Annotated in this window: 22 protein-coding genes; 10 read left to right on the forward strand and 12 right to left on the reverse strand. The window is 34.7% G+C overall.

The features are described 5' to 3' along the window. Window positions 1–55 precede the first annotated feature (55 nt). Both CHSO_RS01080 and CHSO_RS01085 read left to right on the forward strand, forming a co-directional pair. On the forward strand, window positions 56–1,000 hold the full coding sequence (locus CHSO_RS01080; RefSeq protein WP_045491417.1) for a glycosyltransferase family 2 protein: 945 nt from the start codon (window positions 56–58) through the stop codon (window positions 998–1,000). A 236-nt stretch (window positions 1,001–1,236) separates the two neighbouring features. After that, complete coding sequence (locus CHSO_RS01085) at window positions 1,237–2,178, forward strand: glycosyltransferase family 2 protein (RefSeq protein WP_045491419.1); 942 nt, start codon at window positions 1,237–1,239, stop codon at window positions 2,176–2,178. Window positions 2,179–2,188: 10 nt separating this feature from the next. On the opposite strand, the gene CHSO_RS01090 is transcribed toward CHSO_RS01085, so the two are convergent. The 8 genes from CHSO_RS01090 to CHSO_RS01125 form a co-directional block, all read right to left on the reverse strand. Continuing rightward, the gene (locus tag CHSO_RS01090) at window positions 2,189–3,106 is read right to left on the reverse strand and encodes a hypothetical protein (RefSeq protein WP_232509132.1); all 918 of its coding nucleotides are present in this window, start codon (window positions 3,104–3,106) and stop codon (window positions 2,189–2,191) included. Between the two features lies 1 nt (window position 3,107). Then, window positions 3,108–4,541 (reverse strand): MBOAT family O-acyltransferase, encoded by a 1,434-nt coding sequence (locus CHSO_RS01095; protein ID WP_045491425.1) that lies wholly within the window; start codon window positions 4,539–4,541, stop codon window positions 3,108–3,110. A 316-nt stretch (window positions 4,542–4,857) separates the two neighbouring features. Further along, window positions 4,858–5,796, reverse strand: a complete 939-nt coding sequence (locus tag CHSO_RS01100; RefSeq protein WP_045491428.1) for a hypothetical protein — start codon at window positions 5,794–5,796, stop codon at window positions 4,858–4,860. A 55-nt stretch (window positions 5,797–5,851) separates the two neighbouring features. Beyond that, window positions 5,852–7,288, reverse strand: coding sequence for an MBOAT family O-acyltransferase (locus tag CHSO_RS01105; RefSeq protein ID WP_045491431.1), 1,437 nt, complete (start codon window positions 7,286–7,288; stop codon window positions 5,852–5,854). A gap of 10 nt (window positions 7,289–7,298) precedes the next feature. Next, window positions 7,299–7,535 (reverse strand): acyl carrier protein, encoded by a 237-nt coding sequence (locus tag CHSO_RS01110; RefSeq protein ID WP_045491434.1) that lies wholly within the window; start codon window positions 7,533–7,535, stop codon window positions 7,299–7,301. A 15-nt stretch (window positions 7,536–7,550) separates the two neighbouring features. Next, window positions 7,551–9,278: an HAD-IIIC family phosphatase gene (locus CHSO_RS01115; protein WP_045491437.1), complete on the reverse strand. Its 1,728-nt coding sequence runs from the start codon at window positions 9,276–9,278 to the stop codon at window positions 7,551–7,553. A 167-nt stretch (window positions 9,279–9,445) separates the two neighbouring features. Continuing rightward, window positions 9,446–10,474 (reverse strand): acyltransferase family protein, encoded by a 1,029-nt coding sequence (locus tag CHSO_RS25275; RefSeq protein ID WP_084220906.1) that lies wholly within the window; start codon window positions 10,472–10,474, stop codon window positions 9,446–9,448. 111 nt (window positions 10,475–10,585) lie between these two features. Next, the gene (locus CHSO_RS01125) at window positions 10,586–11,359 is read right to left on the reverse strand and encodes a class I SAM-dependent methyltransferase (protein ID WP_045491440.1); all 774 of its coding nucleotides are present in this window, start codon (window positions 11,357–11,359) and stop codon (window positions 10,586–10,588) included. A gap of 269 nt (window positions 11,360–11,628) precedes the next feature. On the opposite strand from CHSO_RS01125, the gene CHSO_RS01130 reads away from it, so the two are divergent. Together CHSO_RS01130 and CHSO_RS01135 are read left to right on the forward strand one after the other, a co-directional pair. Next, a complete protein-coding gene (locus CHSO_RS01130) occupies window positions 11,629–12,468 on the forward strand; it encodes a glycosyltransferase family 2 protein (RefSeq protein WP_045491443.1) in 840 nt (279 codons plus the stop codon). After that, the gene (locus CHSO_RS01135) at window positions 12,468–13,640 is read left to right on the forward strand and encodes a glycosyltransferase (RefSeq protein WP_045491446.1); all 1,173 of its coding nucleotides are present in this window, start codon (window positions 12,468–12,470) and stop codon (window positions 13,638–13,640) included. The genes CHSO_RS01130 and CHSO_RS01135 overlap by 1 nt, the downstream gene beginning before the upstream one ends. Window positions 13,641–13,657: 17 nt before the next feature. Here the strand turns inward: CHSO_RS01135 and CHSO_RS01140 are convergent, their stop codons facing one another. Further along, a complete protein-coding gene (locus CHSO_RS01140) occupies window positions 13,658–13,894 on the reverse strand; it encodes a phosphopantetheine-binding protein (RefSeq protein ID WP_045491450.1) in 237 nt (78 codons plus the stop codon). Window positions 13,895–13,927: 33 nt separating this feature from the next. Beyond that, window positions 13,928–14,902 (reverse strand): 3-oxoacyl-ACP synthase III family protein, encoded by a 975-nt coding sequence (locus CHSO_RS01145; RefSeq protein ID WP_045491457.1) that lies wholly within the window; start codon window positions 14,900–14,902, stop codon window positions 13,928–13,930. Window positions 14,903–14,943: 41 nt separating this feature from the next. Here CHSO_RS01145 and CHSO_RS01150 point away from each other — a divergent pair, with 41 nt between their 5' ends. The 3 genes from CHSO_RS01150 to CHSO_RS01160 are packed head-to-tail and all read left to right on the forward strand — an operon-like array spanning window position 14,944 to window position 17,228. Next, a complete protein-coding gene (locus CHSO_RS01150; RefSeq protein ID WP_045491460.1) occupies window positions 14,944–15,507 on the forward strand; it encodes an acyltransferase in 564 nt (187 codons plus the stop codon). Continuing rightward, entirely contained in the window at window positions 15,508–16,659 is a 1,152-nt protein-coding gene (locus CHSO_RS01155; RefSeq protein WP_045491463.1) for a glycosyltransferase, read from the forward strand. It begins immediately after the preceding gene. 11 nt (window positions 16,660–16,670) lie between these two features. Beyond that, window positions 16,671–17,228 (forward strand): serine O-acetyltransferase, encoded by a 558-nt coding sequence (locus CHSO_RS01160; protein WP_045491467.1) that lies wholly within the window; start codon window positions 16,671–16,673, stop codon window positions 17,226–17,228. Here the strand turns inward: CHSO_RS01160 and CHSO_RS01165 are convergent. Further along, window positions 17,225–17,833 carry a DUF2306 domain-containing protein gene (locus CHSO_RS01165; protein ID WP_045491470.1) on the reverse strand — a complete coding sequence of 203 codons (609 nt, stop codon included), beginning with the start codon at window positions 17,831–17,833 and terminating at the stop codon, window positions 17,225–17,227. The genes CHSO_RS01160 and CHSO_RS01165 overlap by 4 nt on opposite strands. A gap of 97 nt (window positions 17,834–17,930) precedes the next feature. Then, complete coding sequence (locus tag CHSO_RS01170; protein ID WP_045491473.1) at window positions 17,931–19,034, reverse strand: helix-turn-helix domain-containing protein; 1,104 nt, start codon at window positions 19,032–19,034, stop codon at window positions 17,931–17,933. Between the two features lie 387 nt (window positions 19,035–19,421). On the opposite strand from CHSO_RS01170, the gene CHSO_RS01175 reads away from it, so the two are divergent. The 3 genes from CHSO_RS01175 to CHSO_RS01185 all read left to right on the forward strand — a co-directional run bounded on the left by CHSO_RS01175 (window position 19,422) and on the right by CHSO_RS01185 (window position 22,153). Beyond that, a complete protein-coding gene (locus tag CHSO_RS01175; protein ID WP_045491476.1) occupies window positions 19,422–20,090 on the forward strand; it encodes a carbonic anhydrase in 669 nt (222 codons plus the stop codon). A 22-nt stretch (window positions 20,091–20,112) separates the two neighbouring features. Continuing rightward, window positions 20,113–20,412 (forward strand): hypothetical protein, encoded by a 300-nt coding sequence (locus CHSO_RS01180; protein ID WP_045491478.1) that lies wholly within the window; start codon window positions 20,113–20,115, stop codon window positions 20,410–20,412. A gap of 148 nt (window positions 20,413–20,560) precedes the next feature. Beyond that, the gene (locus CHSO_RS01185) at window positions 20,561–22,153 is read left to right on the forward strand and encodes a SulP family inorganic anion transporter (RefSeq protein ID WP_045491480.1); all 1,593 of its coding nucleotides are present in this window, start codon (window positions 20,561–20,563) and stop codon (window positions 22,151–22,153) included. The last annotated feature ends 19 nt before the right edge of the window (window positions 22,154–22,172 follow it).

Raw genomic sequence — 22,172 nt, forward strand, 5'->3', positions numbered from 1 at the left:
AGGTACTAATAAAAACGCAATTGTAATTCTAAATTTATTGTAAAAAGGAGAAGAAATGAGAATCTCAGTAGTTATTCCCGTTTATAATGCAGAAAAGTATGTTTCCCAGGCAGTAGAATCTGTTCTTCAGTTTGATGAAGTGCAAGAGATTATTCTGATTGAAGACAAATCCCCTGACAATGCATTACAGATATGTCAGCAGCTAGCAGAAAAACATGAAAGAATAAAACTTTATCAGCACCCAGACAAACAAAACCACGGAGCTGGCCCAAGTAGGAATTTGGGTATTGAAAAAGCAACGGGTGAGCTGATAGCCTTTCTTGATGCAGACGACTATTTTCTACCCAATAGATTCGACGCTGAAAAGGAATTATTTAAAGATCCAAAAGTAGAAGGTGTTTATGGAGCCCTTGGAGTACATTATTATTCCGAAAAAGCAAGAGAACAATATTATCAGCTATTTGGGGACAGGCTGACCACTGTTTATAAAAAACACGATCCTAAAGATGTTTTTCCTGGTCAACTTCATATGCTGGGACCTTTTGGACTCTTCAGTATTGATACTTTAACGATACGCAGAGAAGCTTTAATGAGCAAAGTAAAGCCCCTATTTAAACCCCATTTAAGACTTCATGAGGATACAGAATTCCTGTTCCGCCTTTCTTATTATCTTGATCTTTATCCTGGAATTCTGGACAAAGCTATTGCGGTAAGAGGGGTACATGAAAATAACAGAATTACAAAAGTAGACCTACGGGTCATAGATCCTTCCGTCTCCAGGGCTATGCTTTGGAAAGAGGTTGATCTTTGGTCTCAAACTGAAAGCAAGATTTCTGAAGAGGTAAAAATTCACATCAAAAGGATGCACCGAAGTTTTGAAATTGCAAAAGCTCCATTTCCGAAAAAATGGGGAATGATTATTAAATATTTCTTTACCGATTATAAAAGCATAAGGTCCGGTTTATACAATATCAATTTCCGGCATACATTGATCTCTTAAAACAATAACCATAAACTTTCGAAATTTAAATTAAAATACAAATCAAAAAAAATCTTTGCAAATTCCTAGTTAAAGCCGTCTGAAAATACTTTGTTCAGCAGACTTTTTGAATCAGAATTTTAATAAAGAATACATCTATTTTTTAATACGAAAAAATTCAGGAATAAGTCTTTATAATTAACTATCTTGCAACGCTTTTACACACATATGATATAAAAAGTTAAGTAAACAAAAAAATGAAAATTTCAGTAATTATTCCCGTTTATAATGCCGAAAAATATGTTTCTCAGGCGGTGGAATCTGCTCTGCAGTTTGATGAAGTTTGTGAAATCATTCTGGTGGAAGACAAATCGCCGGATCAAGCATTAAAGGTATGTAAACAGCTTGCCGAAAAATATGACAGAGTAAAACTTTATCAACATCCGGATAAAGAAAATCATGGAGCAGGTCCCACAAGGAATTTGGGAATAGAAAAATCCAGTGGGGATTTTATTGCGTTCCTGGATGCAGATGATTATTTTCTTCCTAACAGATTTGATGCCGAAAAAGAACTTTTCAAAAGACCTGAAGTAGAAGGCGTGTATGGAGCGCTTGGTGTACATTATTACACTGAAAAAGCAAAAGAACAATATTATTCTATATTTGAATACCGATTAACCACCGTATATAAAAAACATGAGCCTAAAGACGTTTTCCCAGGGCAAATCTATATGCTTGGAAGCTTTGGACTCTTTAGTATTGATGCATTAACAATCCGTAAAGATTCTTTAATGAAAAAAATGGATTTTTTATTTAAATCCAGTCTAAGACTGCATCAGGATACAGAATTTTTGTTCAGACTGTCTTATTATCTCAATCTCTACCCCGGCATTTTAGATAAAGCTATTGCAGTAAGAGGCGTACACGAAGATAACAGAATTACACTGGTAGATTCTAAAAAGGTAAATCCAGCAACTACCCGTGTTCTATTATGGAAAGAAGTGGATGCCTGGGCTGAAAACGAAGCTACACTTCCTGAGAATATAAAACTTCACATCAACAGAATGTACCGAAGTTTTCAGATTGCCAACTCTCCCAATTTAAAAAAATGGGGGATGATTCTGAAGTATCTTGTAACAGACTATAAAAGCATCCGGTCTGGGATTTATAACATTAATTTTAGGAATAACCTGTTCTAATTTTACAACTCTATTGGCTTCTACTCATTACAATAGAATCTGCAATCTGAGCAGTGAGTTTCTTACTGGATTCCTTATACATGTGATTTCCATCAGTATAATCGTAATCTGCATAATTTTTTGAAAAATCAAATACCTTAACATTCTGTTTATGGCCTATATCTTTCAATAATTTGCTGAAATGGGGATATTTTTTATTCTCAATTGTCGTAAGGCTTTTGGATGTTGGTATACGAACAATATAAACAGAACCTTTTGTTCTTAAATAATTAATAATTTCATTAAAAGCTTTTAAACGAGCAGGCGACAGTTCTACCGCATTAGCCAGAATTTTATAATCCATTTCCTTTACACGGGTTCTTGCAGCTACAGAATCTGCATTCATATCTATGGTAATTTCCATCCAGCCATCGTCATGAAGAAAACTATTTGATCTTCCTGCCTCCGCTCTTTCGCTGTAAATTTTAAACCAGCTTCTCGTATAATGTTTCAAAAGATATTCATAATTGGGTGATCTGTCATAAAAATACATATCATTCAGAGGAGAATGTACTTCTGGAAAGTCCTTTTCGCTTTTAATGTTCTTATTCAATGAAAGATTCCATGGACCTACTGTTAAAATAAAAATACCATTTTTGGTTTCAGGATCTAATTTTCTTTTTAAGGCTTTAAAATAAACCTGACCATAGGGAGACTGCACAATATTCAAAGAAAAGTTATCAAAATTGGCAGAAAGCTTATTTTTTAAAATTCCCGGAACCACTCCCTGAGAGCCACGGGAATCTCCCAAGATGATATTCTGTGGTTTTTTAACCGCAAAATGCATATAGTTATCATCCGTATTGCCATCTGCATAAGATCCAAGAATTGCAAATACAATAAGTACTGCAACAAAATAAGGCACTATTTTAATTAAAAACTTCTTCATGCTAAAACTGAAAATAAATAAATTCATTATTCCCGAAATTGGCATAACGGAGAATGATATAAATAACGATCAAATAGGAAATACGCCTTATCCAGGGTTGGAATCTTTTAATTTCCAATCCGTGGAACTTTTCTCTGTTGAGCCATTCCACAATCATCATAAACCCGATCAAAGCCAATACTTTTACTGGTAATGGATGGGGAATAGAAAGCAATTCGCGGCTAAAAATCCTACCGATATAGTGAATCGCCTGACTTACAGATTCAGCTCTGAAAAATATCCATGCGATACAGGTAATCAGAAAAGTAATCAGAATTTGAACGCATTCCCTAAAGGATGGCAGAAACTTACCCTGAGCCGCGACTTCCATATTCTGACGGTTTTTATTCATAATAAGCAAAGGCATAAAGTACAAAGCATTGAGGCCACCCCAGATCATAAACGTCCAATTTGCCCCATGCCAGAACCCTGATACCAGGAAAATAATAAATGTGTTTCTGACTTTCATCAAAAGCCCGCCTTTACTTCCTCCCAATGGAATATACAGATAATCCCTGAACCATGAAGAAAGTGAAATATGCCATCTTCGCCAGAATTCAGCAATATCTCTGGAGAAATAAGGAAACGCAAAGTTTTTCAGCAATTCTATTCCAAATAATCTTGAAACTCCCAATGCAATATCAGAGTATCCGGAGAAATCCCCGTAGATCTGAAAAGCAAATAAAACAGCACCTATCACAAGGGTTCCGGGACTTTCCGTTTGATAATTGTTAAAGATTTCATTCACCAGCGGTGCACAGTTATCTGCAATAACCATCTTTTTGAAAAAGCCCCACAGGATTTGCCGCATCCCATCTACTGCCTGCTCATAATTGAATATTCTCTCCCGCTGTATCTGGGGCAAAAGATGGGTGGCTCTTTCTATTGGACCAGCCACAAGAAGAGGGAAATAACTTACAAAGACAGCATAGTCTGTGAAGCTTCTCTCAGCTTTTATTCTTTTTTTATAGACATCAATTACATAAGACAGTCCGTGAAATGTGTAAAACGAAATTCCTACCGGAAGTATAATACTAAGCAACCAAACGTTGACCTTGAAGCCGAAACCATCAAGAAGGTCTGCAAAACTCTCTACAAAGAAATTATAATATTTGAAGAAACCTAGGAAACCAAGGTTAATAACAATACTCAGAGTAAGCCAGAATTTAGCTTCCCGATTCGTCTTACTGTTCTCTATTTTAATTCCTGAAACATAATCTAGGCCAATGGAAAACATGAGTAAAAAAAGGAATCTCCAATCCCAACAGGCATAAAAGTAGAAACTCGCCAATAGCAGCAACCTGTTCTGTTCCTGAAATTTTCTGTTGAAAATAAACCAATAGAGACAAAATACTATTGGTAAAAAAATAAGAAATCCTATTGAATTGAATAACATCGTGTGTTTTTAGAAGTTAATGATGGTTATATTTCCCTGTTTCTTTATAACTTCTGCTTCAATATTATATTTGTTATAAACCGATATAGATACAGAGTTCTTTCCTGAGAAAATCCTCTTTATTTTTAGTGGAACATTTGTTATTTCAATCATGGTGAGTGCTTTGGATTACATTTTTTGTTTTTATTTTAATTTTTCTGGACATTCCAAGAAATAAAAGCAAGGATTTAAGTTAATAAATTTACAATTCTTTTAACGAAAACTCTACATATTCTGTTTTTTCAATATTAAAAGGAATCCCAGAAAATATTTACTATCAATGTGATAAAATATCTCTGGCTACTACTGCTGAAAATGCTTCAACTGATTTTTCATCCAAATGAACCTCATCCAACCATTGATACTGATTCTCCAATATATTGTAATTGATATAGGAAACCTTTGTTTTAGAAGCAACAGCCTTCATACGATTATCAAAATCCGGAAACGCTTTATTTTCTATTGAGTAAGGTTCTTTATTGATAGGCATTCTTACTATAATCACCTTCCCATGGTTACTAAGAAACTCAATTGTCTTTTCAAGATATAGAATTCTGTTTTCAGATACCTTTAAACCATCTACCCTTTCCTGGAATAACCTCATATTTTTTTTGTTAGACATCTTCTGTTTTTCCGGAGCAGTCTTTTTTATAATTTTCAGATAATATCTTCCATTATCCAAAATAACAGGTACTCCAACTATGTTTTTAGGAAGTATTATTTTTTTGTTAAGCTCATGGGTAATCGAAGGTTCATAGCTTTCAAATAAATATTCAATATTGGGGTTTATAGCAACCCTTGAAGTCTTTGCAACACTTTTATCATTTTCAATATAAAATTCCGGGCTATCCGGTTTCTTTTTATCTATCATTAAAGCTGTTGGCTCTACAGTAACAATAAAAACCCCATCCTTGGTGTCCGGTTTTATTTTTTTCTCAATAGACTCCAGATATTTAGGGCCATAGGGGGAATGTGCCCAAGTAAAGGAATAATTATACATCCCTGTATTTGGGAATTTTTGATGTAGTATATTGTCAATAATAGCAGGATCCATCAATGCAGCCCTGGAACTTCCCAATATAAAAGAGTTCTGTTGAGGAGATGTAAATCTTCTATAAAAATCATCCGAATTTTTTGCTAAAAAAAAGATAGCATATCCTAATACCAATAAAGGCAGTACAGAAAATAGCATCAATTTTAAAAGTGATCTTTTCATAATTCAAATTATACTTGAGCTTGCTGAATTTTGTCTATAGTTTTTTGATAGCATATTAAAACATAGCATATATAAACCCTTTAGGAGCAATATAAAACAGAAAGACCAAAAACACCAGAACATAATAAAAGCCCCATCGCAAAACAATATTTTTCTCTACAAGAATTTCCTTAATAGCATATTCTTTATCCCGATTCCCCCACTCTAGCAATAACATAAATAAAGTGACTATTATAATTTCTTTCTGGATTGGGAAATTAGGTAACTGGAAAAATGATAATGAAAAAATTCCCTGATAATATTTCGTAGCCATTTCCATATCTTTTGAAAAGAAAAGGATCATCAATAAAGCGAAAAGAATAAATGTTACAGGAATGTTCTTCATTTCCTCCTTTGTTGGAATGAAGTTGTTAGATGCCTTAATCTTTTTATTCATTTTCCCATTCAGAATCAATGGAATAAACATAATACCACTTACCAATCCATGAACAATATAATGCCATTCGGCGCCATGCCATAAACCTACCACCAAAAAGTTAATGATAATGGCCATAATCAACCCATACTTATCATAATCCCTGAAGTGAATAGATAGGGGGGTAAAAACATACTCAGTAAGCCACGAGGTTAAAGAAATATGCCACCTTCTCCAGTAGTCGGCAACATTCTGTGCAAACAACGGATAATTAAAGTTCGGCTGAATTTTAATACCCAGCAGCTTAGAAAGACCTATAGCCATATCTGTATACCCTGAGAAATCTGAATATAACTGGATAAAGTACAATACGGCTCCGATAAATAAAGCGCTTCCATTTAAAGTATGATAGGACTCAAAGAGCTGAGAAGTAATCCCCGCAATATTATCTGCTACCACCAATTTTTTGAAAAGACCCCATAAAATTTGCTTTAATCCGTCTGTAAATTGAGATGAAGAAAATTCTCTTTTTATTTTTAGATTTTTCAAAAACGGTGTGGCTCTGTCAATGGGTCCAGCAATAATACATGGAAAAAAGGCAATAAAAACAGCATAATCCAGCAGAGATGGAATTTCCTTCAATTTATTATTCCTGATATCCAATAAATAGCTTATCATTCTGAACGAATAGAAACTGATTCCTATCGGGAAAATAATCTTCAGCAACCCTAATTGATCCTTCACTCCAAAAAGATGCAGAAAATCATTAAAATTCTCAATGAAGAAATTAAAATACTTAAAATACAGAAGCTGAATCAGAACAATAAAAACACCCGATCTTAGCCACAATACCTTAGATTTCTCCTTTTGAGCAGATTTTATTTTATTCCCAATAAAATAAGTAACCCCTGTAGTAGCAACCAGCAATGATAAAAATTCCCAGCTCCAGCTGCTGTAAAAGACATAGCTTCCTATGAGCAGAATTATATTTTGAATCTTAGAGGTTTTTCCACAGAGATAATAAATAAAATAGAGCGCAATAAAGAAAAATATAAAACTGTATGAATTAAGCAGCATTCAATCTATCTTATTTTGAAGTTATAGAGTCTATCATTTCTCCTACATCATTCCAGCTTCTAATTTCCGATGAAGTAAAACGTATTCCAAAGGCTTTTTCTACAGCTACAATTAACTGAATATGAGAAAGCGAATCCCATTCTTCAACATCTTCCGCTGTGGTTTCAGGAGTCAGTACAATTTCATCATTATCCAGCTCTTCACGAAAAATACCGGTCAGTTTACTTAAAATTTCATCTTTATTCATAATGTTTCAATGTGTTTATAACTTGTTATTAATATATACGTTTTTATATGTGTAATCATCTACGGCTAATATCCATCTTTCATCCTGCATGGTAAACCCAAGTCTCTCATAATGATCTGCAACCATTTGATTTTTAGCAGTAGGAATATATTCTCCTACTACATATTTATAGCCGTTATTTCTGGCGGTTTCTACAATGGTATTCAGGGTGAAATCTTCCATTCCTCTTTTCAGGACACGGCAGCTCATCAGCCATGTATCAATGAAAAGAGTTTCAGGATCTCTCCTTTCCATAACAACAACGCAGATAAGCCCATTATCCCCATATTTATCTTCTAATGTAAAGGACATGGTAAAGTGATTTTCGGATTTTATTAAATGGTCTACATCCTGCTCTGTATATCTTATTGTTCTCAGATTAAATTGATTGGAACGCTGCGTGAGCTGAGAAACTCTTGGCTTTGAAAAATTGTTGAAAGACTGAACATCAGAAACCATATTCATGCTTTCAAGAAAATCTTCCACATTGGTAAAACTTTCCAAAGCAATGGCACGCTGTGCTTCAACCTGATATTGTTTGGTTCTTTCGGTATCATTCTCAGAAAAACTTGCAGTCTCAAAAAGATTTAAGCTGTATAAATATTCCAGATATTCGGCTGGATCTTCTGGAAGTTCCGGCACACAGACTTCAGGAAGATTTTCTCTCACAATGTTTCTTTCAAACGGATTATCATCCAGAAAAACCATGGAATCAAATCCTATATTTAAAATCTGCTGGATTTTTCTGATATTATCTGCTTTATTCTCCCAGTTAGCAACAAATACCGCTATATCGTCCAACTTAAGAACCATATCCGGATGTTTTTCAAAAGGTTCTTTTGCTTTATCTTCATCATTCTTACTGCAAACAGCCAGAATAATCCCTCTTTTTTGAAGGGCTTTTACCCAATATTGAAACTCTGTAAATGCTTTTCCGATTCCCAGGCTTCCGATTTGAATTTTTTCAAGACCATCATCACCAATAATTCCTCCCCAGGTTGTATTATCAAGATCCAAAATAAGGCATTTCTTAAATTTCCCTTCCAAAGAAGAGATGATACTTACCATATGATGAGCAATAATAGGGAGTGCATCTAAAGAAAGAACCATTTCCGTATTGATATAAATATTGGGAGAAAACATAAAATCCCGACCCCATTTATCTTGAATGGAAAGCAAATCAGCAATAAAAAAATTATCATTCTTAATGGCTAATTCTGCCGAAAGAAGATAGTTCAGTTTATTTTGCTGAAAAACAAAGGAAGATTCTACTTTATTTGAAAAATTTCCAAAAACATGGTTGTTAATGCCTGGAAAATTACAATAGATGACTCTGCTTTTTGTCCTGTTTTGGATGGTACGATAAAGTTCATCAATATAATTGATCTTATTTTCAGCAAAAACAGACTGTGAGTGGTACGATTTATAGTATTGTCCCAACAATTTGTGAGAGGATTCAAAAATAATAGTATAATCTGCATTAAACTCGTAGTATTCCGAGGAAGGATCCAGAATCTGACGGGATATCTGTCCAAAATCGGCTTCAAAAATTTCAAGATTAATCCCTTCAGAAATAGCTGTTCCTTTTAAAGCAACATTCAAAAGCTGAGTGGCAGTATCTCCTAGTAAGGCAACTTTTACGTTCTTTAATCCCTCAGAATCTTTGCGAAGTTCTTTTTTAAGCTCCGAAAATGTTTTATACATATACTTTTTTATTAAAACATCAATGGATACTCTACCAGTGCAGTTAGCACCTTTTTATTATTTTTTTTGCAGATGGATTGCAATATCAGATTTTCATCTGGAATATAGATATCGGGAACTTTTCTCATTTCCATAATTGTGTTGCTTTGTTACAAAAATAAAGATTTTTATCTGATCTTCAACCTTTTCAGATAATCTCTTAACGGCTTTTCAATAAATTGATAAAACAGAATACAGGTTATAATAAGAACTACGATATAAATCCCGAATACAATATCAATGGAAAAATTATAATTCCCCCACTTTAAAAGCTCTCTCAGGATATAGAGAACAGGGATATGGGTAATATACACAGCATAGCTTGCTTCCCCTAAATATTCCAGAGGTTTCAATGAAAATATCCTCGTTAATGCCCCATTATTTTTGGATATCAAAATAATAAGAGGGATAAAGAGCATTGCCATCAGTCCATTATGATAGAACAGCGGAACAAAAATTAAGGACAATAATAAGAGTCCGAAAATAATAACTACCGGTACATCATAATTCTTCTGACCTGAGTTTTTCACGAAATATAATCCTGCCAGATTTCCCATCAGAAATTCATTGATATGCATCAGTGGAAAATAATACAGAAGTTCATGGCTTTCTGTATGAGGCCCTTTATAATAAGATGAGTCTGAATATAAGCTGCAAAATACCTGTGTTATGATCCAAATAATAACAGTGATTACCCAGATACTTTTATTTCCTTTAGAATAAAAATGATTATACAGCAAAGGAAACAACAGGTAAAAAAGAAACTCTACAGAAATAGACCAGCCTGGAAAATTCAGAATCATTGCCTCACCCGGAATCCAGCTCTGGAACCCAAACAAATATAAAAATCCTTTATAGATACTGAAGCTGGAATATCTGGTTACCAAATACAGCAGAAGCCCCAGTACATACAAGGGATAAATCCTTGCAAACCGGTTTTTATAATAATCAAAATATTCAATCTTATCTTTTTTGTGATAAGCCACAATCATAATAAAACCTGAAAGAATGAAGAAGTAACTGACTCCTACATTGGCGTTCAGGAAAATTTTTGAAATATAATTGATTTTATATAAAAACAGATCTTTATTGAAATGGGAAATGACAATAGCCATAGCCGCAAGAAATCTGGTAAATGTAATCTGACTTATCTTCATAGAAACCGTCTAAACAACTGTATCATAAATTTATAAACACATTTTTTATTCAGAAATCTTATCTATAGGATTTACAGTATTTCTTATCAAATCATTGAACAAAAGGGTATTCTATCTTTTAATAAAAACACCAATATATTTTCCTTCGTACTCTACTACGGTAGTTTCTATATTATTTTTTTCACAAAAATCCTGATATGAAGAATTGTCACCAATATCATCACTGATGAAAACACCTCCTTTTTTCAAATGATTGTAAAGCTCCCCATATGCCCACATCCTTCCGTTATAACTCTTATCAGAATCATAGTGAAGAACATCAAAGGTTGCATTTTCAGCGAAGATCTTTGGCAATGATTCCCTGTCTGCAAAGCGGAATAACTTCCAACTGCCTCTAAGAGTTTCAGGAACCACATATCCTACATACTGATCTCCATCCTGAGCCAGATAAGGCATATCCGAACTGTATAACGTTCCGTTTCTTTTCACCAATGATAAAAGGGAAGCCAATGAAGACCATCCGTAAGCAACTCCTGTTTCCACAACATACTGAGCATTAGCAAACTCACATGCATAGTAGATCAGTTCCAAAGCACCGGGACCACCCATTTTCACGGGACATTCCTTTTCTCTTTGAGCTGCATTCGCTAAAATTTTCTGATAATCTTTACGAAAAGCATCTATTTCAAGCCCAAAAAGCTTTGAAACGGCTTCTTTCTGTGATACTGCCCTTTCGGCTGCCCAGGAATTGGTTTTTTCTTTCCCCTTAAAGGCATTACCTCTGTTGACTGTATTTTTAATAATTTTCCGGCCCAATTCCGGATAAAGATCGGGCCTTTTCAAATACCCGATAAATGTTTTGAGAACTCTTGTTATTTCACCCACTGTGTTGTTTTTAATGAAGCAAAAATAAAGTTTTTTTTCTCATTTATATAAAAACAAATTATATTTGTGTAACTCAAGTGAAAAAAAAGCATTACCCTATTCCTATTATGAAAAATGCCAGTTTATCATCAGAATTTCATTTTTCAATGAACAATTTTCTTTCAGTTTATTTTCTGAAATATCCGTCAGCGACAACTGATAAAAATACCAGGTCCTTTAGTCATGATGACCATACAGAAGCTAATTGCCAACATTCTTTATAAATCAATATGAAGTTTTCCATACTTATTGCTCATTACAATAATGCCACATTATTCAGAGATTGCTATGATTCTCTACTGAAGCAAACCTATCCCGATTGGGAAGCCGTTATTGTGGATGACGCTTCTTCAGAAGCTGAAAAAGAGCTGGTAAAGGCCATTATTGCAGGAGATGAAAGATTTATTTTTTTTGAAAATGAAAAGAACAGTGGGGTAGGCGTTACAAAAAGCAGATTGATAGACCTGGCTACCGGGGAAATTTGTGGCTTTGTAGATCCTGATGATGCCCTACTTCCCACAGCTATTGAAAAGGCAGTTCAGGTTTTTAAAGACAACAAGAAGGTAGTACTCACCTACTCCCGATTTATGGGATGCGATAAAGACCTAAAACCTATTGCCCCCTTTAAATCTGCAATGCAAGTGAGAAACGGTGATCCTTATTTCTTCAATTATCCCAATCAGATCAATCATTTTGTCACATTCAGAAAGGATATTTATGAACAGACAGAAAAAATGAATACTGAATTAAGAATTGCAGAGGATCAGGATCTGTATTTAAAAATGTATGAAAAAGGAGATGTTTATTTCATAGATGACACCAATTATCTTTACAGAGCCCATGCAGGAGGTATTTCCCAGAATAATAATAAAGGTAAGTCTTATGACTATTTTGCTCAGGTTGTCTTAGCAACCATGAAAAGAAGAAATCTTACCACCATCAACGGAAAAAAGATCCCTGAAAAATACACCCATCATCAGGAGATTTTTGCTCTTTTGGAATATCAGCATGGAATTTGGTACAGGATTAAAAAAAATATAGCCATTACTTTACAAAAACTTTTCAGATAATGTCAGAAAACAAGAAAATACAGGTTCTTTTCAGACACCGCTCTATGGAAATGGGAGGGGTGGAAAAAGTGGTATTGAGCATGCTCAACAATCTGAATCCTGATAAATTTGAATTAACCATATGCCTAAACATGAATCAGGGAGAGCTTCGAAATGAAATCCCGAGTCATGTAAAAAAAGTTTACCTTACTGAAGGTAAAGAGAGTTTTTCTAAAAATCCTTTCATCAATAAGCTCCAGCTGGTCCGCAGAAGGCTACAACTGATGCGCATATTAAAAAATCCAAGAATTGCTGATCGTATTTTAGGAAATAAAAAATTTGATATAGAGATTTCTCCCTCTTATGCTACCTTCTCCTCTGTAAACAATTCAAGCAATAAATATTCAAAAAAAATAGGCTGGTTTCACTCCGAGATCAATTTACCGGCCTTACAGCCAGCTGTTCCGGAGATCATAAACAACTTTCAAAAGTTTGACCATATGATCTATTGTTCGCAAAGGATCAAAGAAATGATGCATCTGTATTATCCGGATTTAAAATATCCTGCAGAAAGTGTTGTCATCAACGCTATCCCTATTGAAGAAATTAAGAAAAAGGCAGAAGAAAAATTAGAAAATTTCCCTCAGGGACCCGTTTTTGTTTCCGTAGGCAGACTTCATCACAGAAAAGGGTACCACAAACTTATTGATGCTCACAAAAGATTGATAGACGAAGGCTTCCATCACAGCATCTTAATCCTTGGAAACGGAGAAGAAATGGGAAATCTGACAGAGCAAATCAACACCAATAATGTTCAGAAGACATTTATTTTATGTGGCAATAAAATGAATCCATATCCTTACATTAAAAAGGCAGATTATTTTATTCTTCCTTCCGAATCTGAAGCATGGCCACTTGTAATTGCTGAAGCATTGATCCTTCAAAAACCGATTATTGCAACGGATACCGGCGATGTTGGAATTATGATTAAAGACCGCGAAACGGGATATCTCATCAAATATGAAACCAGCGAAATGTATGAAGCCATGAAAAAATTCCTTTCCGATCCGGAATTGATCTCCAGAATCAGAAAGAATATTCTTACTATTGAAGATCAGTTTGATAATCAAAAAATCTTCAATGCCGTTGAACAGATCCTTGAGAATCTTTACCAACAAAAACAAAGTGAATGATGATGATCTAACCATCATCATTCATCTTCAAAATTTTCAAGCCCAATAATACTCATCAGATCAGAAACGGTTTCCATATTTTTAAACTGATCCGGATCAAGCTGTTGATTAAAGTTTTCATCTACAAAAGCAATAACCGAGAGTAAACTTATAGAATCATAGTTTTCCAGATCCTTTAGCTTAGTTTCCTGGTTCAGCGTTTGTTTTTCTTCTAGTTCCTCTTGCAGCTTTTCTAAAAAGACGGAAATTTTCATATATTTTAAATTTTGTGATTTGTGATTTGAAAATTAAAAGTCAATTATAGTGGCTCCCCATGAATATCCTACTCCAAAACCAGCCAGTAAAATCTTATTTCCTCTTTTCAACAGGCCTTTATTCTGCATATTTTTCAGGGCAATGGGAATGGTTGCAGAAACGGTATTTCCCGTTGTTTCCATATCAATATAGAATCTTTCGGTGGGAATTTTAGTTTTCCGTCTCAGATAATTCAGCATAAAAGAATTAGCCTGATGAAAAACAAAATAATCAATATCATCCATGGTAAGGTCGTTTTCAGCCATCGTTTCTTTAATCAATCCCGGAATCTTTTCTATGGTAAAATTAAAAATCTCAGGTCCGTTCATATAAAGATTCTCAGGATCAAACTCATGATTTGGGTTTAGTGTAAAATATCTCTTGAAACCTCCCTTTTTAACCATTAGATTTTCAGCTCCACTGCCATCAGTTCCCAAACAAAACTTATAATCGCCTACATTGGTATCTTTCTCAATAATTGCAGAGGCAGAGGCATCTCCGAATATGCAACGGTTTCCTTTATCTTTCGGATGAATATGTTTGGTGTACGTTTCTGAAGTAATTAACAAAATGCTGTTGGCAATTCCTGAAACAATTAACCCTTTAGCAAAAGCCAATCCATATACAAACCCGGAACACCCCAAATTGAAATCTGTTGCCCCGATATTTTTTCTCAGCCCAAGCTTATCCTGTAAAATACAGGCGGTGGTTGGAAGGAAATAATCCGGGCTTTGGGTACAGAAAAGAATAAAGTCTATTTTACTCCTGTCATAGTTCTCAAAAACCTTTTCTGATGATTGTATAGCCAGGTCCAGCACTGTCTCATTTTCTGAAGAAATATGACGCTGTACAATCCCTACTTTTTCACGGATTCTTTCGGAACTCCATTCTGGGAATTCCTTTTCCAAATCCATATTAGTAAGAACCAATTCGGGCAAATAATATTCTATTTTAGAAATTCTTATCATATAAATTCTTTTCTTTGTATGAGAAAAACAAATTTAGAATAATGATATTTATATATCGTATCATATTAAAAATTCATACCACTTATCAGTACCTTATCAAGAGAATCTATCTCAAAATTTGTATTGCTAAAGGATTAAAGGTAGGAAAAAATGTTCGTTTTGTAGAAGTTCCCGAATTAGGTACGGAACCTTTTTTAATTGAAATAGGTGACGAAACAACACTTTCTAATAATGTTAGATTCATTAATCATGACGGCGGATATAATGCCTTACATTTTTTCGAAAAATATAAGGATGTAAGAGCTTTCGGGCGCATAAAAATTGGGAAACAGTGCTTTATTGGTGCAGACACCATCATCATGCTCGGCTCAGAAATAGGTGATAACTGTGTATTGGGAGCAGGTTCCATTTTAACTTCCTCTATGCCAAACGGAACGGTGTATGCCGGAATTCCTGCAAAATTTATCTGCACTATTGAAGAATATGGTGACAAAGCATTAAAAAACAATGTCATGTATCCAAGAGAGCTCGAAGCAGACAGACCTAAACTGGAAGCTTATGTAAGTGAGCATCTTCCTCATACTTATAAACCTATAAAAAAATAAATGTCTGAAAAAAAGAAAATTCTCATTAGAATCGGTTCCCTTCGCCATGGTGGTGCAGAAAAAGTTCTAGTCAACTTTCTTAAAAACCTTCCCAAAGATAAATATGAAGTTGATCTTTTGATTAACCTCTATACAGGAATGTACATCCAAGAAGTTCCTTCTTGGGTAAAATTGCATTATCTCCTGAAAGGGGAAATGATTACCACCAATAAACCTCATGAAATTCCTGTAAAGGCATTCAGGGTATTGTATCAGAAAATGTTCCTGATATTCCCTTCTCTTCTCTATAAGTTTATATTAAAAAATAAAAAATACGATGTAGAAATTGCGGCTATTCATGGGATGTACAAAGAAGTATTATCCAGTCCGCAAAAGGATTCCAAAAAGATCGTATGGGTTCAGAATGACATCTTTAATCTGAAAGAATACACTCCTGACGTAATCAGACAGTTTTTTAAATTTGACAGAATCCTGGTCATTTCCAACAAGCTTAAAGAGGAAATGCAGAAGCTGTCCCGTACTGAAAAAGAAAAACAGGCTGTTGTTAAGATCTTCAACCCTATTGACTCTCAGGATACACTCCATAAAGCAGAAGTTAAAATTGACGACTACCCTTTTTCCAAGGATCTTCCAACCTTTGTAACTATAGGCACGGTATATCCACAAAAGGGTTATGACAGGCTTTTGGATGTTCATAAAAGATTAATGGATGAGGGCTTGAAACATCAGATTATCATTATTGGAGATGGATTTGACTTTGACAATATCCATGCAAAACTTAATCAATTGGGACTTCAGGAGACGGTAAAAATGCTTGGCTTCAGAAGCAATCCTTATCCCTATCTTAAAAAATCGGATTTTTATATAATGTCATCCCGACATGAAGGATTCCCCACCATTATTGCAGAAGCTCTTATCCTGAATAAACCTGTAGTTTCCACAGATGTTTCGGGAATCAAAGACCTGCTTCAGGATGGAAAGCTAGGTCTCATTACCCCTAATTCTGAGGACGGAATTTATGAAGGAATGAAACAGTTCTTAACTAACAATGAGCTTTCCAAACAATATGAAAGGGAAATAGCTCATACAGATCTTCCGTTTGTGCTTGAAAAATCAGTAGCGCATCTTCAGGAAATCATTGATAATGTATAAAATATTTTGTTATGCCAGAATATACAGCAATACAGAAAGATTTTTACAGGGAAAGCGGTAAATGGCTTTCTACAGTGGGGATTTGGAAAAAATTCATCAATCCTAATCTTCATTATCTCTATATCCTCAGAAAAGCTCAGAAACATCAGAAAAAATCTGTTTCCGGCTTATTCTGGAGATTTATTTTAAGGCATTACCAGATCAAGTATGGATTCCAGATTTATCCTGAAACACAGATCGGAGAAGGTTTGTATTTGGGGCATTGGGGCACACTTGTTATCAACCCTAAAGCTAAAATCGGTAAAAACTGTAATATTGCCCAAGGTGTTACGATCGGACAGCAGAACAGAGGTAAAAATGAAGGCTATCCTGTTATTGGTGATGAAGTATGGATAGGTCCAAACGCCGTCATTGTCGGCAGTGTAAACATAGGAAACAATGTTTTGATTGCACCCAATGCATATGTAAATTTTGATGTTCCTGAAAATTCTATGGTTATGGGAAATCCCGGCAAGATTTACGCGGCAGAAAACGCCACCCAAGGATATATTAATAATAAAGTATCTTAATTAATTTCAAGATTCTTTTTATTAATCCAATAAGCTACCAACAAGTTGGGAAGCCAGCATAGCCATGCTACCGCAAGGTAGGATTTGTCGGGATCATGGCTGATACTCTGCAATAAAGGATACCAAAGTCTTAACGTTACCGCAGCAAAGGTACAGGCATAACTGTAAACCATAAACTGTTGGTGTTTTATCACGTTCCTTTTTCTAATCTGAATTACTCCGGCTAGCGTTGTAATAAACCATGTAAATCCCAACATTATAAATCCTACAGAGGATATAATTCCTCCATTGGCATATATTCCCATGTAAATAGCAGAAACAGAACTTATCAATACAGAAACAACATAGGATTTCCCAATGATCCGGTGAAGTGTTAGATACTTATTTCGAAACTTGCTGCCAAACTGACGCCAGCCAATAAAAAGAGAGATTCCTCCAAAAATAATATGGACGAAGAATGCAAATTTCCAGATTTGGTTTTGGAGAATTTCCAAAGATTTGGATCCCAGAAAAGTATTTTTATGTTCAACAAAAGCATAAATTAAAGGATAGGCACCAATCAGCAATGCTAAAATACAGATGATAATAAATAAGGGTTTCCTCATGTCCATTGATTTTTTTTACAAAATTGGGCATAAAGAAAGGCTCAACTGTTCCAAAATGAAAGATGAAACCAATATTATATTACTTATTATCTGATACTTACGATTCCAGAGTGAGATTTTTGCTTTTTATAAAATCTCTGGGAGAACAATTCATATATTTCTTAAAATTCCGGTTAAAAGATGTCTTTGAATTGAAACCACTTTCAAAGGCTAATGACAGAATCGTGTATTTATGATTTTCAGGAAGGCTTGCTATTCTTTTAAACTCTTCAACCCGCTGACGGTTGATATAGTCATAAAAATTTTTGTTCTCCACTGAATTAATTACCTGGGATAATATATTTGGATGAACATCCAGCAATTGCGCCACATAATTCAGGTTAAGGTCAGGATCTTTATACAGTTTTTCTTGCGCCATTCTCGCTATCAGTTTTTCATAAACAGTCTTTATAATATTATCTCCAGGAGAGTTTTTCTGATACTTTACAAATTCATTTCCAACTGTTTTTTCAGCAATAGGCAAATCCAAAATACCAACACGGCTGATGCCAAAATAAGCAGCAACAAGAATAAACAGAACCACCATTGAAAAAATAAGAATATCATTTCTTATGATAACGGCCATCCATATCAACGCAATTCCCGTAATAAGATAGTATGACCAGTTCAGGTTAATCTTTTCGGTATTGGAATATTGATTGGAAATTTTCTGCTTGTATTTTTTGATCGCAAGAAGACTCAGCAATACATACAATACTCCTGAAAAATTCATTAAAACTTTAATCACATCGCTCAATATTTCATATCCTTTTCCTTTGTTTTGATAAACCGTCATTCTATCTTGAGGAGACAGCATCAGAAACTGAAACAGGATCAGATAAATGATCAGAACAGGAGCCCAATTTAATAGCCAGCCCTTTTTACCCGGATTTCTTCCCGTTACATATAAAATATACAAATACAGCATAGGCCCATGAATAAAGGGTAAAAGCAGTTCGTATCCGAGGAGATAAGGATATTTTAAATACCCTTCTGAACGTAATAATATGAAAAAAACAAGATGAACACCGATTATCAAAAACCAGATGGCTAAAAGAAAATCCTGTGTTTTCTTTTTCTGCTTTCCTAGTATCAGTAAAGATGAAAAACAGGCGATAAAAATGCCTGCCCAATACAATATTCCCAGATCAAAATCTGCCATTACCATTATAGGGTTAAAATCAGAGTTTGAATTTATTCATTTTTCTACAGTAAATGACTATTTATTTTCAATAGGTATACCCAATTCCTTTGAAAAATTTAAAAATTTAAAAATATTTTAATCTTCAGATTTTATTTTATGATTTATACTTTGTAATTTTATCTTAGTTTTAAACGTTTGGATTATTGAAGAACCCTTATTCACGCTAAGGCAAAGGATATCGGAATATTAGACATGATTTTAAGCATATTTTAATATTAAACTTTGTTAAAAGTGGAGAGTTTTTCTGCAAAAAGTATATTTTTGCATAATTATTGATTCGATCTATTGATTTCGAAAATAATTTAAACGAAATAAATAATTATAAACCTTTTAAAATTTAAAATTATGTCACAATCGTACGAAGTTATTTTTGAGAACAATAAGAAATGGGTAGAATCTAAGGTTTCAGCAGATCCAAATTTCTTCAAAGAGCTGGCAAAAACTCAACACCCTGACTATCTTTATATAGGATGTTCAGACAGTAGAGCTACAGCTGAAGAACTGATGGGAGCAAAACCAGGAGAAGTTTTTGTTCACAGAAACATCGCAAATGTTGTGAATACTTTAGATATGAGTTCCACCGCAGTTATTCAATATGCTGTAGAACATCTTAAGGTAAAACACATTATCGTATGTGGACATTATAACTGTGGCGGTGTAAAAGCAGCGATGACTCCTCAGGATTTAGGATTATTGAATCCCTGGTTGAGAAATATTCGTGATGTTTACAGATTACACCAGGCAGAACTTGATTCTATCGAAGATGAAGATAAGCGTTATGATAGATTGGTTGAACTGAATGTTCAGGAACAATGTATCAACGTCATCAAAATGGCCTGCGTACAGGAAAGGTATATTCTAGAAGAACAACCTGTTGTACATGGCTGGGTATTTGACCTTAGAACAGGTAAAATTATTGATCTGGAGATTGATTTTGAGAAAATCTTAAAAGACATCCAAAAGATCTACAACCTTACCAGCTCTGATTGGGTAATGAGCAGAAAGACTAAATAGTTTTTCTAAAAAAGAATGTAAAATGAAATTCTGGAGTATTATTGTATTAACGTTTTTTCTGAATTTTACAGCGCTGCCAAGCATTGCTGCGGTGGCAGGCTGGGACATTCTTAGAACGAATATAATAGTAAATGAAGAAGAACCCCACTCTCATCCCTCCTCTTTTATTGTTTACGAAAAGACGCTTCCAAAGCCTTTAGATGTTTTCGACTATCTGAAGTTTTCTGAGCCTGCACCTCAGTCTATGTCTTTCGTACTGGTAGATGATTCCTTTCATCTGTCTCCTTTACTTAGTATATTTTCTCCGCCTCCGGAAGCTTAATTTTAAAGTAGTAGTTAGATTTTTTTATAGTTATTCATGCCTTTTCAGGTAGTGGATAAGCTGTTTATGCTTTAAAATTAATTTTCCAATCTTTTATAATTGATTATTTAAGAATAAATCAATCGGTTATAATATTTTCAAAAATATCATGAAAAAAACATCATTATTAGGAGGAATCAAGGAGAATTTCCCTTCCGGACTCGTTGTATTCTTAGTAGCACTTCCATTGTGCTTAGGAATCGCTTTAGCATCTGGAGCGCCACCATTATCCGGGGTTATTTCCGGAATTGTAGGTGGTCTTGTTGTAGGATTTCTTAGTAATTCAAACATATCGGTTTCCGGACCTGCAGCAGGTCTTACCGCTATTGTATTAACTGCAATTACGGACCTTGGAGCGTTTGAACTGTTCTTATGTGCCGGAATCATTGCTGGCTTAATTCAATTGATCTTAGGCTTTGTAAGAGCTGGTAGTATTTCCAATTATTTTCCCAATAACGTTATTGAAGGAATGCTTGCAGCCATTGGTATCATTATTATTTTAAAACAAATTCCTCACGCACTGGGGTTTGATAAGGATTATGAAGGAAACCAATCTTTGTTCAGCAATGGCTTGAATTTCAATTATTTTACAGAACTATTCGGAGCTACTCATCCCGGAGCTATTCTTGTAACACTTGTATCCGTTGGGATTCTCATTGCGTGGGATAAATTTCCTGCTCTTAAAAGAATGAAAATGCTTCCTGGAGCTTTAGTAGCAGTAGTTGCCGGAATATTATTAAATGAATTATTCAAATTATCAGCCAGCTCATTGGCGATTGGTACAGAGCACTTAGTATCATTACCTGTCCCGAAATCATTGGATGATTTTAAGAATCTGATTACCATGCCGGATTTTGGAGGTTTTACCAATCCTAAAGTATGGATCGTGGGAGCAACTATTGCTATTGTAGCTTCTATTGAAACATTACTTTGTATTGAGGCTTCGGACAGATTAGATAAGCAAAGAAGAATTACAGATACCAATCTTGAGCTTAAGGCACAGGGAATAGGGAACTTAATAAGTTCATTTATTGGTGGACTTCCTATGACTTCCGTAGTAGTGAGAAGTTCTGCTAATGCCAACGCAGGAGCTACTTCTAAATCATCCGCGATGATCCACGGTGTTCTTCTATTGGTGTGTGTACTTACCATTCCTTTTATTCTGAACCTTATCCCGTTGGCAACTCTTGCTGCTGTTTTAATCCTTGTAGGATATAAACTGGCAAAGCCTGCAACCTTCAAACATTTCTGGCATCTTGGAAAATTCCAGTTTGTACCATTTGTGGCAACGGTTGTAGCGGTTGTAGCAACAGACTTGTTAAAAGGCGTTGGAATTGGTCTTGCAATCTCTGTATTCTATATCCTTCAGGGAAATATGAAAAGAGCTTATTATCTGAGCAGAGAAAAACTGGATGATGCAGATGGCATCAAGATCAAACTGGCTGAAGAAGTATCATTCTTAAATAAGGCAGCCATCAAAAAAACATTGAAAAACATTAAATCTAACTCTACTGTAATTATTGACGCAAGAGAAACTTCATATATCGCGACAGATGTACTGGAAATGATCCAGGATTTTGCTAACATCCGCGCAAAAGAAGAAGACATCAATGTGGAACTTCTGGGCTTCAAAACCTCATACAAAGATTATGAAAGAAGCGAAGATTCTCACATTTTGATTACTCACAAAAGAGCGATGTAAGCTCAAACCCATTTTATTT

Origin of the sequence: Chryseobacterium sp. StRB126, assembly GCF_000829375.1 — a bacterium.
Classification (GTDB): domain Bacteria; phylum Bacteroidota; class Bacteroidia; order Flavobacteriales; family Weeksellaceae; genus Chryseobacterium.

What these genes read in the sequence shown, in the direction of transcription:
- CHSO_RS01080 (WP_045491417.1), top strand. Translation starts at nt 56, where the DNA reads ATGAGAATCTCAGTAGTTATTCCCGTTTATAATGCAGAAAAGTATGTT.
- CHSO_RS01085 (WP_045491419.1), top strand. Translation starts at nt 1,237, where the DNA reads ATGAAAATTTCAGTAATTATTCCCGTTTATAATGCCGAAAAATATGTT.
- CHSO_RS01090 (WP_232509132.1), bottom strand. Translation starts at nt 3,106, where the DNA reads ATGAAGAAGTTTTTAATTAAAATAGTGCCTTATTTTGTTGCAGTACTT.
- CHSO_RS01095 (WP_045491425.1), bottom strand. Translation starts at nt 4,541, where the DNA reads ATGTTATTCAATTCAATAGGATTTCTTATTTTTTTACCAATAGTATTT.
- CHSO_RS01100 (WP_045491428.1), bottom strand. Translation starts at nt 5,796, where the DNA reads ATGAAAAGATCACTTTTAAAATTGATGCTATTTTCTGTACTGCCTTTA.
- CHSO_RS01105 (WP_045491431.1), bottom strand. Translation starts at nt 7,288, where the DNA reads ATGCTGCTTAATTCATACAGTTTTATATTTTTCTTTATTGCGCTCTAT.
- CHSO_RS01110 (WP_045491434.1), bottom strand. Translation starts at nt 7,535, where the DNA reads ATGAATAAAGATGAAATTTTAAGTAAACTGACCGGTATTTTTCGTGAA.
- CHSO_RS01115 (WP_045491437.1), bottom strand. Translation starts at nt 9,278, where the DNA reads ATGTATAAAACATTTTCGGAGCTTAAAAAAGAACTTCGCAAAGATTCT.
- CHSO_RS25275 (WP_084220906.1), bottom strand. Translation starts at nt 10,474, where the DNA reads ATGAAGATAAGTCAGATTACATTTACCAGATTTCTTGCGGCTATGGCT.
- CHSO_RS01130 (WP_045491443.1), top strand. Translation starts at nt 11,629, where the DNA reads ATGAAGTTTTCCATACTTATTGCTCATTACAATAATGCCACATTATTC.
- CHSO_RS01135 (WP_045491446.1), top strand. Translation starts at nt 12,468, where the DNA reads ATGTCAGAAAACAAGAAAATACAGGTTCTTTTCAGACACCGCTCTATG.
- CHSO_RS01140 (WP_045491450.1), bottom strand. Translation starts at nt 13,894, where the DNA reads ATGAAAATTTCCGTCTTTTTAGAAAAGCTGCAAGAGGAACTAGAAGAA.
- CHSO_RS01145 (WP_045491457.1), bottom strand. Translation starts at nt 14,902, where the DNA reads ATGATAAGAATTTCTAAAATAGAATATTATTTGCCCGAATTGGTTCTT.
- CHSO_RS01150 (WP_045491460.1), top strand. Translation starts at nt 14,944, where the DNA reads ATGATATTTATATATCGTATCATATTAAAAATTCATACCACTTATCAG.
- CHSO_RS01155 (WP_045491463.1), top strand. Translation starts at nt 15,508, where the DNA reads ATGTCTGAAAAAAAGAAAATTCTCATTAGAATCGGTTCCCTTCGCCAT.
- CHSO_RS01160 (WP_045491467.1), top strand. Translation starts at nt 16,671, where the DNA reads ATGCCAGAATATACAGCAATACAGAAAGATTTTTACAGGGAAAGCGGT.
- CHSO_RS01165 (WP_045491470.1), bottom strand. Translation starts at nt 17,833, where the DNA reads ATGAGGAAACCCTTATTTATTATCATCTGTATTTTAGCATTGCTGATT.
- CHSO_RS01170 (WP_045491473.1), bottom strand. Translation starts at nt 19,034, where the DNA reads ATGGCAGATTTTGATCTGGGAATATTGTATTGGGCAGGCATTTTTATC.
- CHSO_RS01175 (WP_045491476.1), top strand. Translation starts at nt 19,422, where the DNA reads ATGTCACAATCGTACGAAGTTATTTTTGAGAACAATAAGAAATGGGTA.
- CHSO_RS01180 (WP_045491478.1), top strand. Translation starts at nt 20,113, where the DNA reads ATGAAATTCTGGAGTATTATTGTATTAACGTTTTTTCTGAATTTTACA.
- CHSO_RS01185 (WP_045491480.1), top strand. Translation starts at nt 20,561, where the DNA reads ATGAAAAAAACATCATTATTAGGAGGAATCAAGGAGAATTTCCCTTCC.